Origin of the sequence: Yersinia nurmii (genome assembly GCF_001112925.1) — a bacterium.
Classification (GTDB): Bacteria; Pseudomonadota; Gammaproteobacteria; order Enterobacterales; family Enterobacteriaceae; genus Yersinia; species Yersinia nurmii.
Map to the genome: position 1 here is coordinate 61,169 of NZ_CPYD01000011.1, position 16,906 is coordinate 78,074.

Sequence of the window (16,906 nt, forward strand, 5' to 3'; positions counted from 1 at the left end):
CCCGCTTTTATTGCTGCTGATAATAGCGTTCTCTACTGAAAAACTGATATTGGTTTTATGACCAGAATGTAGATTAGTGACTCATGCGTCAGAACTGATATTTTACGCCTAAAACGACGGCGGTATCGCTATATCCCTGTCCACCAATCTGCTGGCCAACATTTCCCCACAGGCCAAGCCTTTCACTTATGTGACCTTCAACGCCCAGTTTCAGCTCGCCAATATTGGTTGTTCCACTTTGTTGTACTGTCATGCTATCCAATGTCGTACCGAAGGTTTTGGTATTGTGGAGCCAGGTGGCTTCGATAAACGGTTGGAAAATCCGGTTGTTACCTCTATCCAGATCGCTGTAGCCGTTCATAAAGGCTTTTACTCCGAGACGGGTTTGTATGTTCCCCTGACCGACACCGGAAATATTGCTGCCGTTTTCCTCTTTGTGTTCATCGGCTTTGACGCCCATCCAGGTCATTTGTGCTTTGGGCTGAATAAAGTACGCGGCATTTTTAGTCATGTTTTCCGCGAGTTTAAAGGTATAGCCGCTTTCCACGGATGCGGTCAGACCTTTGGATTTGTACCTTTCAGTTGCCAGTTCCTGCCCGCTTATGCTGTTGTTAAACCAGCTATACTGGACCCAGCTGTCTATATACAAACCGCTTTTTTCTTCGTTGTTGGCATACCAGGTGCTGTATAAACCGGTGCTATAGCCGTCGATGGAGGAACGGGCGCTATAACCGGAGAGCCGAGATTCGGTTTTACTTTTGCTGTTACCGTAACCCGCCATCATTCCCAATCGGAAATGCCCCCAGACATTGTCACTCCATTGGGCAATATCGCCGCCCAGTTGCACAACATAGCGATTAATCAGGCTGCTCAGTTGCCCCTGCGATTCGCGGGTGCGTTGGTGTCCGCCTTCATTACGCAGCCACATGCTGGTGACTCTTCGTTCTCCCGTATGTACGTCTGTGTAGTGTGTTTCGCCCAAACGATCATTCAGACTCGTTATAAACAGATTATTCGCTGCGGACAGATTGGCGCTGTAGGCTCCGGCTTCCGGACGTAAGGTCATTACATTCGTATCCACATCAGAATCTGCACCAGGCAAGGCGGTAATGCTGTTTATTTCAGGCTTGGTGGTAGGTAATGGGCCAACATTATTTATTGACGGCTCAATGACGAGCGGAGTATTACCGCTATTTATTTCAGGGACATTGGTTTCAGGTACGACAACGTGTGGGGTGCCCGAGTTGTTTGTTTCTGGCACTACGTCTGTTAGGACATCGGTATCGATGGGAATGGGGGCCAGCGGGGTATCAAGGCCACTCTCTTCAGATGCGAGGCCGCTGATTGCCATTGTGCTGATTGCCATTGTATTGTCATCAGTCAGATTGCTACTGAGATACCAATTCGACTGGTTATCATCCGAACCTCTGTGTAGGTCATATTCATAACTGCCCGCCACGATCCGGCTGTTTTTAACAAATACACCGTCAGACCGACCTGCTACAGTAATTAATTCAATGCCATTAAGCGTTTTTGCTCCGCTGCCGCCCAGATTATTCACCAACACTCGAGTTTTGCCATGGGTATTACCGCCGATAATCAATTTATTGGCCGCGGAGCTGTCGTCGCTCAGTCTGGCATTCATACGAAGTAAGCTGTCGTCGCCGATGTAATCTCCGGTGATAGTTAACTGATTATTGATACTGTTGCCGAAGTTCACTGTGCCGACATTATAAAGTAGTCGAATGGTTTGGTTGGCACCGCCTAGATGTAAAGTGCCCATTTGCTCAATGACGTGAGCAGAGTCGGGACTAAATCGGTTTTCGCGGTCTGCGCGGATAATGTTGTTATTGGCATCTTGTACGAAACCGCCGGCTATCAGCGTTCCGCGTTGAACTCTGGTCAATCCTTGGTAGGAATTTGCGGTGGTTAAGCTCAGGTTATTTCCTGGACTATTTAGCGTTAGACCGCCTCTTCCTCCTACACTGAAATCCAGAGTGCTAAGTTGGTCGAGTTCAAACAGTAATTCGCCGTTATTTTGTAATGCATCCTGCGAATTTGAGGGGGCGAACGTTATTTGTCCTTGTTCTTTGATTTGTGTCCGACCCGTTAAAACTCCTCCTGAAGCGATATGCAAATAACCTCGGCCAAGAATCCCTGCGTTATTCGCCACACCGCCAGCGAGTACCTTTAGTTCGCCACCGGCAGGTGTAATTATGGTGTTGTTGGCGATACCACCGTTTTCGATACTTTGCGTGCCGCCCTGTATCAGGGTGTTATTGGAGACGCCATCTTTTTGTATCCATTGTCGGCCACCGGATTGCACGCTATTGAAATACGTTATTCCGCCCCCAGAAACCCGTTGCGTATTACCGCTAAGAATGTCTTCGCCTATTACGCTTTGCGTAACCAACGGGGTAAAGGGTGCGTATGCCGGAACCGGTTTATCTATGGGTGCCTGAGGTGCACTTGGGGTAAAAACAACAACCGGAGGAGGAGGCGGCGGCGGTAAATCAGGTTCGGGCAGAGAACGAGGAAGATAGGTATGACGGCTGTTTAAATACCAATTTCTCTGGTTATCACCCGCGCCTCTTTGTAGCTGATAATCATAAGAACCGGCCACGATACGGCCACGTTGAGAAAAAATGCCTGCGGATTTTCCTGCAACCTTAATCAATTCGATACCGTTAAGAGTTTTCGCACCGCTGCCGCCCAGATTGTTCACCTGTACGTACGTATGGCCTGAAGTATTACCTTCTACGATAAGCTTATCGGCAGGGGAGTTATCGTCTCCCAACGTCGCGTTCATCTGCAGTAGACCAAAGTGACTACCGTAGTCACCGGTGACAATTAATGTCGTACCACTTTTATCTGAATTGCCGAAATTGACAGTCCCGTTATTATTAAGGGCGATAAGCTTTTGATCAAAAGCGCCTAAGTCCAGAGTCGCCTTAGGATAGGTTGCAAACGGAGAGTTTGGGCTAAGTACATGTTTTTCTGCGGCCTTAACGGTCCCTTGCTCGATTCTTGTTTCCGAGTGGTAATGGCTCGGTTTGGTTAGGGTTAATGTTTTGCCGGGACTATTTTGTACCACAGCGCCGAGGCTGCTCCCGCCTAGTCCGAAGTCTAGAGTGTAATCATCGCGTTGAAATATCAGTTGCCCGTCACTCCGTAAAACATCCTCTGGGCTTTCGGCGTTAAAGTTTAACTTTCCCTGCTCAAGGATGAGCGTCTTACCCGTAAGCTGGCCACCGGCGTTTACGTTCAGGCTGCCACTGCCTTTTACCGTACTGTGAGCGGCTGTACCGCCTTTTGCTACATGCAAATTCCCGCTTTCAATGGTCGTACCGTAGGCTAACCCTTCATTTTGGATAGACTGAGTCCCATTTTGCGCGATCACCGTATGTGTGGCATTTCCTGCAGCATGGATTGTTTGTGCGCCGCCGTTTATTTTGGTGTTTTTAGCCAGACCTTGGAGTTGAATTTCTTGTTCTCCACCGGGATTGATTGTGGTGAAGTTGGCGGTGCCATTGGCATACAGGCGCTGGAGCCCATCCTTATTTATAGTGGTGCTATATGTAGTACCGTTTTTGCGAACAATTTGTACACCCCGTTGATTTATTGTTGCGTCTCGACTTTCACCGCCATTTTCCACTGTTTGCCGATTGCCTGAATGAATAACCTCTCCTGTTCTAACAACGTTAGCACCGCTTACCATGTCTGTGTATTCGGCCTGAACGGAAGTGCTGCCAGAAACGCCGCAGGTAAGAATAATAAACGCCGATATTTTAGCTAAAGGGTAGTGGGTTATTGCTGCTGTCTCATTGCATGAGAAAACCTGAGTTTTAATATGTTTTTTTTCCATAGAATTAAATGATCCATTAAATAGATTAACTGTGTCATGTCAGGGAAATAGAACTCACCCAGTAACAGTGAATTCTACTGATTAATGTTTCGTCAAGAAGTCTAGTTAAACTGAGGTAATAGTCTCTTTATTATTCTCAGCACTAATTGATCATTGTTTTAGTATTTCCAGTATGATTTCAATAGATGTATTCAGTCATTGGTTATTACTGCTTGCTGGAATGTATCCTATTTATATATACACACCTCGTGAAGAAACGTTTATGCCCACGGGAGTGCCAGCCCTTAGCTTGTGGCGCAGGTGTGCTGCCGATGTGACCGGCTTACGCTCACTCTGCTGCGCTTTATTGGAACTGTTTTAGTTGATATCAAAAACACTATCTGTGTGATGGCTTGTATTAAATTACATGAATAACATCCTGTTATTATAATTAATGATATCCTATCAAAATTATCACGCGATTATTTTTTTGTCTAGAGGTGATCTTTGTTTGTGGCGTTGTGGTTGGTGACTTTTTAATTATTTTTTCTTTGTGGTTATTATTTCTTTTGCTCTGATTTATGTGTTCTGAGTCAATATTTTCTTTGTTGTTTCATCTGTGTGTTACCTTTATTTTAAATCGAAATCTAATAGCTTGAATTAAATGTTTTCAATAACGGATGTAAGATTGGAGTAAACAAATTAAAATTCTTTATGGATACTTAGTGTAATAGAGATAATCTATTGAGTAATCGGAACAAGTCATAGCAAACCACAAAAAGTGGGTAAAGCTTGGTTTAAATTGATTAAAGCGATGAGCGTTTGATATTGAATAAATCAATGCAAAACTGCCTCTTTCAAAGAGGCAGTTGACGGTGATCCGAGGGATGGTATCGGGGAGGGAGGCGTTGTACTCAGGACTCGGCAGCGATAGGCAGCGGCCAGCCGCCTAAGCGTTTCCAGCGGTTAACCAATTCGCAGAAGAGCTCTGCGGTCTGTTCTGTGTCATACAGTGCGGAATGAGCCTGTGAGCTGTCAAAGGGGATTCCCGCTGTCAGACAGGCTTTAGCCAACACCGTTTGCCCTAATACTAAACCGCTGAGGGCGGCGGTATCAAAGGTGGCAAAAGGGTGGAAAGGGTTACGTTTCAGTTTGGCACGCTCGGCGGCTTCCATCACAAAACTATGATCAAAATTGGCATTATGAGCCACAATGATAGCGCGATTACAGCCATGATCTTTCAGCCCTTTGCGCACGGCTTTAAAAATGGCGTGTAATGCATCATATTCCCGAACGGCGCCGCGCAGCGGATTGGTTGGGTCGATGCCGTTAAACGCCAGCGCTTCAGGCTGCAGATTAGCGCCTTCAAAAGGTTCAACGTGGAAATGCAGGGTTTCATCCCGCTTTAGCCAACCGTCCTGATCCATTTGCAGGGTTACTGCAGCAATCTCTAACAATGCGTCTGTTTTGGCATTAAATCCGGCGGTTTCTACGTCGATCACTACTGGGTAATACCCACGAAAACGGCCACTGAGGGCGTTAACATCACTTTTTTCTGCCATTAGTTTCTTATCTTCATTCGAATATTGCGCGCATTATGTCAAACTTTTCCGCGCGATGCAGGAGGAATCATCAGGAGAGGGGGGGCGAAGACTGAGCGCGATAAAAACCTGCGATTAAATTAGGAAAGTTAAGGTGTAAGCTACGAGTATGAGCGTGTGAACGGGGGCTATCACCAAATTTACCGCCAGCGTCCCTCAGTTTCCTGTATTCGCGGCTATTGCACTTCAACGGCCCGAAATTGCTTTCGGGCATTTTTAGCGCGGGACAGTTCGATTAATTGCCTAAACCCTGACCGGCACTTTTATTTTCGATCAGCTCGATTTTATAGCCATCGGGATCCTCAACGAAAGCAATAACGGTGTTGCCGCCTTTTACCGGGCCTGCTTCGCGGGTCACTTTGCCTCCGGCCTGACGGATTTGCTCACAGGTGGCCGCTACATCGTCTACGCCCAGTGCTAGATGACCGAATGCGGTGCCCATTTCGTAGCTGTCTACGCCCCAGTTATAGGTCAGTTCAATGACTGAGCCTTCGCTTTCATCGCTGTAGCCAACGAAAGCCAACGAGTATTTATATTCAGTATTTTCACTGGTACGCAGTAAGCGCATCCCTAATACCTTGGTGTAGAAATCGATGGAACGTTGCAAATCACCGACGCGGATCATGGTATGAAGTAAGCGCATAGAAATACCTCTTTTTATCAATTAATTAATAATATAAGTCATCGTAAATCAAACTTATTCACCAATGATATAGCAATATCTTCCTGCTCACTACCTTGGTGGCTCAGCCGGTATCTCTTTTTGTAATAGGGTATCATCCGTATTTTAGCGTTCAGGCTATGTTGGCGTCTCGCAGGCGTGCGTTGACCGAGTTATGATGCCTGAAGGGGGCTAGGGTGAGGGAATACTCAGCATTTATAAGGATGACATCCGTGACCACTCCGTTAATACGCTTAATCATCGAAGCCTGCGATAAGGCGATTTCTCACCGAGATTTCAACGCGCAGATACAGCACGATGTGAAAGATCGGCGCGAGTGGTAAACCCGGCATGATGGCCAGAGCAATGGACAATATTCGTCGCGCTTTTTATTCCTATTTCCGTTTAATTTCGGGATCGGCGGGTGGTTGATTAGGGCGAAATACAGGTTATTGAAGGTGGCGGGATGCATTGGTGATTACGGACGTTGGCTATGTACTCTCGACAATCTTTATGGCAATGACCCCGCACTGCTTGACGTAGGTCGCGCTGTGTAAATTATCGGGCTCTACAGGCTTCGCAACCCGACGCGGATAAGGTATAGTCCGCCCTTTTCGGAAGAACTATGCTGACCAACTCATCCATTCGTCTTAACAAATACATTAGCGAGAGCGGCATCTGTTCTCGTCGCGACGCCGATCGTTACGTCGAACAGGGAAATGTTTTTATTAACGGCAAGAGAGCCACAGTTGGCGATCAGGTTTATGTCGGGGATGTGGTGAAAGTTAACGGTCAGCTGATTGAGCCGCGCAATGAAGATGATTTGGTACTGATCGCGCTCAACAAACCGGTTGGCATTATCTGTACTACGGAAGACGGCGAACACGACAATATCGTTGATTTTGTGAATCACAGCAAACGCGTTTTCCCTATCGGGCGGTTGGATAAAGATTCCCAAGGGCTGATTTTCCTGACGAATCACGGCGATTTGGTCAATAAAATCCTGCGGGCGGGGAACGATCACGAAAAAGAATATGTAGTGACCGTTAACAAACCGGTGACTGACGAATTTATTCTCGGTTTGGCTGCCGGCGTGCCGATGCTGGGAACGGTGACCAAAAAATGCAAAGTAAAAAAAGAAGCGCCTTTTGTGTTTCGTATTACGTTGGTGCAGGGGCTTAACCGCCAAATTCGCCGTATGTGTAAGCATTTTGGCTATGAAGTTACCAAACTTGAGCGTACTCGCATCATGAACGTCAATCTGAAAGGGTTGCCGCAGGGCGAGTGGCGAGATTTGACCGACGATGAGTTGATTGAATTATTCAAGCTGATTGAAAATTCTTCCTCCGACGAGAAACCGGCGAAAAAAGCGCAGGCCAAGCCAACTGTCGCGAAAAAACCGAGCGTTAACCGCCCGAAAAGTGTCGAAAAATCCACGGATAATACCGCTTCCCGCAAGCGTTTTTCCCAGCCTGGCCGCAAGAAGAAAGGGCGCTAAGCGCCTCATCAGGCTGCCAGTTTTCCCTTTTCCTATAATATTCCCGGCTGCTTATTCCACGCGTCGGGAAAGTCATAGGCATACCGTCAACGTGATTAAATCGACTTGGGAAGAGACGACAAAGATTAAAGTCGCTATTACCAATGCACCATTTACCCGCCTTACCCGGTGAAAACAGAGCGTCAGGCCGCATTTGACGCCGCCGCTCCACGGGTTCCTGTTGTCCAGGTTGTTTCGCACTGTCTAAGGTGCCGCTAACCGCTGCAGTTTTCTCGCACATCCATTTTGGAACTTGCCCGATAAGTGAGAATATATCGGTTTTTTTACGATCGGAATGTTGAGGCCGAGCGAGTTGAGGCCATTTGCTGAATATTGAGGAGCAGCGATCGCGGCGTATATCAATGCGCGTGCTGCTCAAGAGGCAATCGTAATTGACGGTTAAACACAGCAATGCCGGTAAGAGAAACGCTCACCGGCATTAAGATGTTTAGCTAAATCGCGGTATTACAGGGTCTGGTAATCGGTATAACCTTTAGCGCCGCCGCCATAGAAGGTGTCGCCGTCTGGCGTATTCAACGGCGCTTGCTGCTGCAAACGTTGCACCAGATCCGGGTTGGCAATATAACTGCGGCCAAAGGCAACGGCGTCAATAAAACCTTTCTCGATCAACGCTTCAGCTTTTTCAGCGGTGTAAGCGCCAGCGCCGACAATAACGCCATTGAAACGAGCGCGCACAGCGTCGCGGAAGGCCTCAGAATAAGGCTTACCCCCCGCCCAGTCTGGCTCGGAAATGTGCAGATAGGCGATTTTGCGTTTGTTCAGTTCATCGATCAGATACAGCGCCGCTTCTTCCTGATCTTCCCCGTTATCCAGACCATTGAACGGGCCGAGCGGCGAGATACGGATACCAATATGTTCCGCGCCCCATTCAGCGGCGGTTGCGTCTACCACTTCTAGCGTTAGGCGAGTGCGATTTTCAATGCTGCCGCCGTAGGCATCGGTACGTTGGTTGGAGGCCGGAGACATGAATTGATGCAACAAATAACCGTGAGCTGCGTGGATTTCGATGAAATCAAAGCCAGCCTCGCGAGCATTGGCAGTGGTTTTACGGAAATCATCCACAATACCTGGAATTTCTTCTAATGCTAGTGCACGTGGGGTTGAGCAAGGTACGCGCACCCAGGCACCGTTTTCATCCCGCACCGTGGTACGAGAATCCGCAGCGATAGCAGAAGGGGCGACCGGTGCCTGTTGATTCGGTTGCAGGCTGCTGTGTGAAATGCGGCCTACGTGCCACAGTTGTACCGCGATATGACCCTTTTTATCATGCACCGCCTGAGTAATCTCTTTCCACGCTTCCATTTGTTCCTGAGTATGCAGGCCCGGTGCGCCAGCATAACCTTTGGCCTGGAAAGATACCTGCGTTGCTTCGGTAATAATCAGACCAGCGCTGGCACGCTGAGCGTAGTATTCAGCCATTAACGGCGTAGGAATATCCCCCGGTTCCATGCTGCGTAAACGGGTTAGCGGTGCCATAAACACGCGGTTTGGCAGCGTCACAGCGCCAACTTTTAGCGGAGAGAACAATTTAGCTGTCTTCATGATAATTCCTGTGGTAATAGACCAGTCGTCTAGTGTTTATGTAAGCCACTCACCCCGCAGGCGAGATGAGTGGTTGTTAAATCAGGCAGTCGGCTGTAATAGCCATTCGATACTTTCTAACGCACAGGTCAGCGGGGTGACGGAGCGTTTCACTTTGGCACGCAGCGAAGCGCCTAGCCATAGGGCGTAGAGCGTTTCTGCCGTGGCAGAAGCGGATAAAACGACTCTCAGAGATTTCTCCTCAATGCCTTTTTCAATCGCGTCCTGTAAGCGACCGATGACCCGAGCGGTGCCGGTATCTAACGCGTGGCGCATAGGCTCGGATAAATCACTCACTTCAGCAGAAAGTTTGACCGCCAGACAGGCGTTGTGGCACTCACTGTTGCAAAAATTGCCAATCCCCTGTGCAAAATAGCTCAGAAGGTGCTGGCGCTGATCCCCCTGCGGATTGGAAAACAGATTATGCATTTGAGTATCGTAGCGATCAAAATAGCGTTGCAGCATGGCTTCGCCGAAAGCTTCTTTCGACTTAAAGTAATGATAGAACGAACCTTTAGGTACGCCTGCGGTAGTCAGCAGCAGGCTGAGTCCCATCCCGTTAAAGCCCAGACGTAAGCTCAGGTGCTCGCCGGTGGCTAACAGGTGTTCGCGGGTATCAGTTTGAGAAGGCAATATCTTGTTCATGGTTGTTAGCGTAATAGACTGATTGGTCTAGGTCAAGATAAAAAGTTTCACCGGGAGAGCTGTTCGAGGCTATTAATCGCGAGGTTTTCAAACATCGCCTTATTATTCATAGGATTGATGAAAGGTCTCTGCTCCGCGATTCAGATAAAACCGCTGATGGCGAACATCAGCGGTCATCACTTTAAGCGTTAACCTCTTTCCATCAGGCCGGTGAGCGGCAGGATTGCAGTATATCCAATGACGGCTGATATGCTTTGGTCTGAATATTCATCATCCCTAAAATTGTATGGAACAGATTATCCTGAGAAACCGCAGCTTGCTGTGCCATTTTGTTTAAACAGTTGCGATTGACGGCGAAATTCTTTTCATAATCCGTGGACATCCACAGCAGCATAGGCACGTGCGTTTGCTGGCTTGGGGCAAACAAGTAGGGCGTTCCGTGCAGATACATACCGTTTTCACCCAAAGATTCCCCGTGGTCGGACAGATAAACCATTGCTGTATTAAATGTATCACTGTGTTGCTGCAAAATTTTGATCGTTTTATCCAGCGTCGCGTCGGTATAAAGCAAGGAATTATCATAGGTATTCACCAGCTCTTGTGGACTGCAATCCTGAATCTGATTGCTATCGCAGGTTGGCGTGAATTTGCGAAATTCCGGTGTGGTACGGCGATAATAGGCCGGGCCGTGGCTCCCCATTTGATGTAACACAATCACAGTATCGCCTTTTAACCCATCGATATAATTGTCTAGATTATGCAACAGCGCGTTATCCAGACAAACATCACCTTCGCAGTACTGCGTCAGATTTAACTGAGTCACGTCCTGATGAGGAACGCGATCGCAGGCACCTTTACAGCCGCCGTCATTTTCCCTCCACAGCACATTAACTCCGGCGAGCGCCACAATATCCAGTAAACCTTCCTGATGGCTGGCGAGGGTCGCGTCGTATTCTTTACGCGGCATATTAGAAAACATACAGGGGACGGATACGGCGGTTTCGGTACCGCAGGACGCGGTGTTTTTAAAATAGATCACCTGATCCTGCTTCAGCCGTGGATTGGTTTCCCGTTCGTAACCGCCGAGGGAGAAGTTCTCTGCCCGGGCAGTTTCGCCGACTACCAGTATCATCAGCGTTTTTTTCTGTTGCGCTAAAATCTGCGGGCCTTTATGTGCGTCCTCACCGATACGAATGAGCGGCAGGTTACTGGTGAAATATTTGTGTTTGGCATACTCAATCACTCCGCTAACGTAGTTGGACGGCGTCAGCATTTTAACGATGCTTTTGTTATTGCGAATCAGCGAAGCGTAGTCCTTATAGAATAACGCGGCGATCAGCAGAATAATCATCATGGATAACAGAATATTGGCCGCCCGCAGCCCCAGCATATACCACCAAGGCTTGGTGACCTGAATCTGGATAAAACAAATGACGACGGCAGGTAATATACCCAGCCCCAGCAACCACCAGCCCATGCGCGGCGTGAGCAGGGCGGTTGCCTCTTGCGTATTGGTTTCAAAGGCGTTTTGCATCATATTGCCGTCGATCACCACGCCATAGCTAAACATAAAATAGTTAGCAGCCGCGCTACCCAGCAGCAGTGTGATAATGATTGGCTTACGCAGATATGGCACGAACAGCAGGCTGAAAATAATATTCAACGCGCAGAATACCACCAGCGGAATCGTGGCGGCGAACAGGTAACTATCCACGCTGCTGAAGGCGATCAGCGACCAGGCTTTGTGTATAAAAAGAGCATTGAGAAACAGCGTGAAAAATAGCGCGCAGCTTAAGATAAAGGTGATTGCGTTACACTGTAACTTGAATCGTCCATTCATTGCTAATCAGAACCAATTATTCATTAATGAATGGCACGATACAGTAGCAAACTTAAGATAACCTTAGCGTTTAGAAACAAAACGTGACAAAGCGGTAAGAAGAAAAGCCCCGTGCACAACACACCTATGAGGGTAGATTTGACGGCCATGCGCGAGGCTGATGTAGAACCGGTTCGTCGTTAGTACGCTGCGGTGAACTGCGCTTTAATAAACTGCGGATTTTCGATTTCGTCCAGAATAGCCACCGCTAAATCTTCCACGGAGATGCTGGCTGGCGCCGCGCCGTTCATCAGTAAAGAAGTGGTACCCAAACGGAACTGGCCGGTGCGTTTTCCCGGTTCCAGCAAGGCAGCCGGTGACAGGTAGGTCCAATCCAGTGTGTTTTCAGCGCGTAACTTGTTACGTAACGCACGGGCGCCCAAGGCTCCTTGTTTGTAGGCTTCTGGGAATGCTGGCGTGTCGACCAACTCCACGCCAGGAGCGACTTCTAGGCTGCCCGCGCCGCCGACCACCAACAGGCGTTTCACGCCGGCTTTTTGCTGTGCATCCAGAATTTTCTGGCTTCCCGCAGTGAATTTTTCAAACTGATTTTCTTCGGCCCAACCAGGGTTATAAGCGCTGATAACCGCATCCTGACCGCTTAATTGTTGAGCTAACCATTCAGTATCAGCAATGTCACCTAACGCGATGGTCAGGTTATCAGCTTTAGGTAAATCTTTAGGCTGACGGGCAATTGCCGTAACCTGATGACCGCGAGCCAGAGCTTCGTCGATGACTTTACGGCCTACAAAACCAGTTGCACCAATAATGGCCAGTTTCATTGTTTAATTCCTTAGTTGGGTTGACGGGGCTAACTCTAATACTTAACAAAGTTGCTGATAAGTGCCATATTTGTGCTTTCTTTTTTAAGTAAAACTTCATAATCATGGATAAACTCAACCGAATGGCGATTTTTGCCACCGTAGTGGCCGAAGGTTCGCTAACCGCAGCAGGGCGACGGTTGGGCATGACCGCATCCGCTATTAGTCAGCATATGCGCTCTTTAGAGAAAGCGCTCGGCGTCCCCTTGTTGCATCGTTCAACCCGCAGGTTGACGTTAACGGAAGCCGGGCAAGTTTTTTATCCCGGTTGTGAAGCCATGTTGCTGCAGGCGAAAGAGGCCGAGCAGCGGTTGGCGGAGTTACGAGATACGCTGGTGGGTGAAATTCGCATTGCCACCACTGTCGGTATCGGCGGTCGCCCGCTGGCGGAAGCGCTGTCTCCCTTGCTTAACGCTCATCCCAAATTAACCCTGCGGATTCTGGCCAATGACGAAGTGGTGGATTTGATCGAACAGCGGGTTGATATCGCTCTGCGAGTCAATCGACAGCTGGCGGACGCCAATATGATCGCCCATCCGTTGGCGGAATGGCCGATGGTGATTTGCGCTGCGCCGCGCTATCTCAGTCAGCACGGCGTGCCGGAAACGCCACAGGATTTATTGGCGCATCGATGGATGTCCTCGGTGAATAATCCCTCGGCTATTCATCTGGATTTGCACCACACATCGGGAGAAACGATGGTTTTGCGTCTGAATCACGGTCAGGTTATCAGCGGTAGCATGCCGGTTATCCGGGATTTTACTCGCGAAGGGATGGGGCTTTCCGTGCTGCCTTTGTATGAAATTGGTGATGAGCTGCAACGCGGAGAATTAATCACACTGCTGCCGGAGTGGCAATCAACGCCGCTGCGGTTACACGCGTTGACGCTGGAAAGGGTGATGCCGGAAAAAAATCGTCAGGTGATACGTTATCTGCGGGATTATTTTCAGCGACATCGCGAATCTGTACTTGCCAGCCGCCGTTAAGCCGTCTTCAATGAAAGGGTAATCCAAGGAGGTTGTGTGGCTCAGCAGCTTGAGTTTTTTGATATTCCCAGCCCTTGCCGCGGTATCTGTCAGGCAGATGACCGTGGTTTTTGCCGTGGCTGTTTCCGCAGCAGGGAAGAACGCTTTGGCTGGATGCAAATGACCGATATGCAAAAACACGATGTTCTGCGCCTGTGTCGTCAGCGTCTGTTGCGCCAGCTACGCGCCAACAAAAAACCGGAAGAGCCGCTACCGGAACAACCATCATTATTTTAAATTTCATCCTTTGATACCGATTAACCACCATTTCCTTGCGTCAGGATGATGATCCTTTCTGTCGCTTGTGTATGCTGAAGGTCATTCAATATATATAGGTGGTCAAAATGCATACACGTAGCCAATTATCTCCGCAAGGCCCTGAGTTTTCCCGCATGATTTGTGGTTACTGGCGTTTGATCGAATGGAACATGACGCCCGCCCAGCTACAGGGATTTATTCAGCAGCATCTGGATATGGGGATTACCACTGTGGATCACGCGGATATCTACGGTGGCTACCAGTGCGAGCAGGCTTTTGGACAAGCGATGCGTTTACAGCCATCACTGCGAGATAAGATGGAAATCGTCAGCAAATGTGGCATCGCGACGACGGCTAAGCCAGAGCACGCCTTGGGTCATTACAATACCGATGGCGATCATATTATCCGCAGCGCCGAGCAGTCACTGTCTCATTTACACACTGATTATTTGGATCTGCTGCTGATTCACCGTCCAGACCCATTGATGGAGGCTGACGAAGTTGCCGAGGCTTTCACTCAGTTGCACAAAAGCGGCAAAGTGAAGCATTTTGGCGTATCTAACTTCACACCGGCTCAGTTCAGTCTGCTGCAATCTCGTTTGCCTTTCTCGCTGGTGACCAATCAGGTGGAAATATCACCGTTGCATCAGCCTACTATTCTGGACGGCACGCTGGATATGTGTCAGCAACTGCGTATTAAACCGATGGCTTGGTCATGTTTAGGTGGTGGGCGCTTGTTTAACGATGGTGAGTTCCAGCCACTACGTGACGAATTACAGGCCGTGGCGGAAGAAATCGGTGCGGATAATATCGAGCAAGTGGTCTATGCCTGGGTGATGCGTTTGCCCTCTGCGCCGCTGCCGATTATTGGTTCCGGTAAGATTGAGCGCGTTACCGCCGCATGGAAATCGGTATCCCTGACGCTCAGCCGTCAGCAGTGGTTCCGCATTCGCCGTGCTGCTTTGGGTTATGACGTTCCTTGATGATTTATCTTCCCGGACTCATCCTTAGGCAGGGGAAGAAATAGCCGGCGGGGTGAAGGCGAGTTGCAGCTGAGTCAGCGAGCAGTACAGACGCCAAACCAGCCCCGCCAGTTCTTGCCCCGACGGGTCAGGATGATGAGCCAGAGTCTCGCTGATGCGCAGTAGCTCGTGCAGCGTTGCCGCTAACGACTCTGGCTGAACGCCTTTTTCCGTCACGCTGCCTTTCAGGCAATGAATACACAAATCCCGCACCGCAGACAGCGGCGGTGCGGGGGGTTGCCAGTCCCGCAACTGCCATACCACATGACTGCAATTCAGATACACCATACCCCAACGTAACAGCCAGATTCGCGCTTCTTGATCTTGACTCAGATTTAATTGGCTGATGCGATGATAAATCAACGATTCAAACTGCGGCTGACTTTGTTGCGGGTAAGGGCTGATCTGGTCGATAAAGTCTCGCCGCAGGGCGCGGATAATTCGCTGGCCTTTTCGTTTATCCGAGCTGGGGCGTAAAATTTGGAAAGCCACGCCCGCCAGCATCACCCCCACCAACTTGCCGAGGTTGTCATTAAGGAAGCCCTGATAGTCGTAGCTGGGTGGATTGGTCACACTGAGGAATGAACCCATAAAAACGATAAGCTGCCCCCACAGCGCCGCGTAGGGCGGATTTTGCTGCTTAAACATCTGCATAGTAATCAGGATCGGTAAGAGTACGGTGGCAAACTGCCAAAAGTCATCGATTTGAATCATGACGCCGAATTTTAAAATAAAGCAGCCGATGGATAACAACACGATGGCTTTCAGCAACGTCATAATGCTGTCCGTCGGGGAGGGGCTGGCGGAATACAGTACGCAACTGACAGCGGCCAAAGCCAGCGCGGAACTGCCTGCACTCCATTGGGTGTTTATCCAAAATGCGCAGCCAATAACGATACAGATAAAAGTACGTAATCCGTTGTAAGCCGCTTCGTAGGTATCGGTGTGGCGTGCCAGCGTGGCGACCTTGGGTGGCGGCAATTGAGCTCGGTCACTGTGTTGTTCCAGTTGGCGTAACCAACGGCCAGATTCCAGATACAACCAACAAAAATGACGTAAACGCAGCCAGAACGCGCGGTGGCGGTAATCCTTGTTATCTCGCGGGATAATCTGTTGCAAAATCTTGGCGGCTCGATATTTATCGCAATCCGGCTGCTGAAGCTCGGTAATCAGCGTTTGCAAAACCTTTTTCAGATTACCTGGTGGACTGGGCCAGTTGAGCAACATACGCCGCAGACTGGCGATGACGCTGGTGGTGCGTAATTGATTATGCAGCATAAAATTGAGCACATTGTTTTGTCGCCGGAAGCGGTAGTGGCTCCAGAAAGCCTGAATACGCAACAGATTGAGCGTCAGAATCTGCCCGATGACGCCCTCGTGTGAGGTACGAATCTGTGGATCATCTTCGGTCTGCCACAACAGCGCAGCGTGTTCCAATAGGCGGGAGTGCATACGTCGCAGCGAGGTCAGCAGCGTTTCGCCGTCTGAGGTGCTGGGCAGCAGCATCATCATCAGTCCACCGCACAAAATACCGGTAATCACTTCGCAGACTCGTGCTTGGGCGATATCGAAGATTTGTTGAGTATCCGTAGTGTTGACCGTTGAAAAAGCGATGATTGCTGCGGTATAACCGGCCAGAGCAAAAGCGTAGGAAACGTTATTTTGATAATGGTTGGATACGAAAGTACACCAGCCGATCCAAGCGGCAATGGCGAAGGTAAACAACCAGGGATCATTCAGGCAGTGACCGGCAATGATAACTGAGGCAGCGGCACCCATTAGGCTGCCAATCACCCGGCCAAGACTTTTGCTGATCACACCGCCGACGGTGGGGAAACTCACAACCGCCGCGGAAGTCATCGCCCAATATGGCTCATCCAGATTGAGAGTAAAAGCAATCCACAGTGACAAACACATCGCCAGCGAATTACGCAGGGCATAGCGCCACTGCGCCCCGCTGGCCTTCCCCCAAGGCGTGCGCCTCCACTGCCGCAGTAGCCAGTGCATTTGT

The 16,906-nt window shown here is 49.2% G+C and carries 12 protein-coding genes; 4 read left to right on the top strand and 8 right to left on the bottom strand.

The features are described 5' to 3' along the window. Nucleotides 1-88: 88 nt before the first annotated feature. The 3 genes from AD970_RS20450 to gloA all read right to left on the bottom strand — a co-directional run bounded on the left by AD970_RS20450 (nucleotide 89) and on the right by gloA (nucleotide 6,088). Nucleotides 89-3,865: an autotransporter outer membrane beta-barrel domain-containing protein gene (locus AD970_RS20450; protein ID WP_053215276.1), complete on the bottom strand. Its 3,777-nt coding sequence runs from the start codon at nucleotides 3,863-3,865 to the stop codon at nucleotides 89-91. 893 nt (nucleotides 3,866-4,758) lie between these two features. Further along, nucleotides 4,759-5,406, bottom strand: coding sequence for a ribonuclease T (gene rnt, locus AD970_RS13830; RefSeq protein ID WP_049600147.1), 648 nt, complete (start codon nucleotides 5,404-5,406; stop codon nucleotides 4,759-4,761). 274 nt (nucleotides 5,407-5,680) lie between these two features. Then, nucleotides 5,681-6,088 carry a lactoylglutathione lyase gene (gene gloA, locus AD970_RS13835; RefSeq protein ID WP_049600148.1) on the bottom strand — a complete coding sequence of 136 codons (408 nt, stop codon included), beginning with the start codon at nucleotides 6,086-6,088 and terminating at the stop codon, nucleotides 5,681-5,683. Between the two features lie 643 nt (nucleotides 6,089-6,731). Here gloA and rluF point away from each other — a divergent pair. Continuing rightward, complete coding sequence (gene rluF / locus AD970_RS13840) at nucleotides 6,732-7,604, top strand: 23S rRNA pseudouridine(2604) synthase RluF (RefSeq protein ID WP_049600149.1); 873 nt, start codon at nucleotides 6,732-6,734, stop codon at nucleotides 7,602-7,604. Between the two features lie 504 nt (nucleotides 7,605-8,108). On the opposite strand, the gene nemA is transcribed toward rluF, so the two are convergent. The 4 genes from nemA to AD970_RS13860 all read right to left on the bottom strand — a co-directional run bounded on the left by nemA (nucleotide 8,109) and on the right by AD970_RS13860 (nucleotide 12,551). Further along, nucleotides 8,109-9,206 (bottom strand): alkene reductase, encoded by a 1,098-nt coding sequence (gene nemA, locus AD970_RS13845; RefSeq protein ID WP_049600152.1) that lies wholly within the window; start codon nucleotides 9,204-9,206, stop codon nucleotides 8,109-8,111. Nucleotides 9,207-9,287: 81 nt separating this feature from the next. Continuing rightward, nucleotides 9,288-9,890 (bottom strand): TetR/AcrR family transcriptional regulator, encoded by a 603-nt coding sequence (locus tag AD970_RS13850; protein ID WP_049600156.1) that lies wholly within the window; start codon nucleotides 9,888-9,890, stop codon nucleotides 9,288-9,290. Nucleotides 9,891-10,092: 202 nt separating this feature from the next. After that, nucleotides 10,093-11,730 carry a phosphoethanolamine transferase EptA gene (gene eptA, locus AD970_RS13855; RefSeq protein ID WP_049600159.1) on the bottom strand — a complete coding sequence of 546 codons (1,638 nt, stop codon included), beginning with the start codon at nucleotides 11,728-11,730 and terminating at the stop codon, nucleotides 10,093-10,095. A 179-nt stretch (nucleotides 11,731-11,909) separates the two neighbouring features. Then, on the bottom strand, nucleotides 11,910-12,551 hold the full coding sequence (locus AD970_RS13860; RefSeq protein WP_049600160.1) for an NAD(P)-dependent oxidoreductase: 642 nt from the start codon (nucleotides 12,549-12,551) through the stop codon (nucleotides 11,910-11,912). A gap of 104 nt (nucleotides 12,552-12,655) precedes the next feature. Here AD970_RS13860 and AD970_RS13865 point away from each other — a divergent pair, with 104 nt between their 5' ends. The 3 genes from AD970_RS13865 to AD970_RS13875 all read left to right on the top strand — a co-directional run bounded on the left by AD970_RS13865 (nucleotide 12,656) and on the right by AD970_RS13875 (nucleotide 14,856). After that, complete coding sequence (locus tag AD970_RS13865; RefSeq protein WP_049600163.1) at nucleotides 12,656-13,576, top strand: LysR substrate-binding domain-containing protein; 921 nt, start codon at nucleotides 12,656-12,658, stop codon at nucleotides 13,574-13,576. A 36-nt stretch (nucleotides 13,577-13,612) separates the two neighbouring features. Further along, entirely contained in the window at nucleotides 13,613-13,852 is a 240-nt protein-coding gene (locus AD970_RS13870; RefSeq protein ID WP_049600166.1) for a DUF1289 domain-containing protein, read from the top strand. A 107-nt stretch (nucleotides 13,853-13,959) separates the two neighbouring features. Then, entirely contained in the window at nucleotides 13,960-14,856 is an 897-nt protein-coding gene (locus tag AD970_RS13875) for an aldo/keto reductase (protein WP_049600169.1), read from the top strand. A gap of 24 nt (nucleotides 14,857-14,880) precedes the next feature. On the opposite strand, the gene AD970_RS13880 is transcribed toward AD970_RS13875, so the two are convergent. After that, entirely contained in the window at nucleotides 14,881-16,902 is a 2,022-nt protein-coding gene (locus tag AD970_RS13880) for an FUSC family protein (protein WP_049600172.1), read from the bottom strand. Nucleotides 16,903-16,906 lie beyond the last annotated feature (4 nt).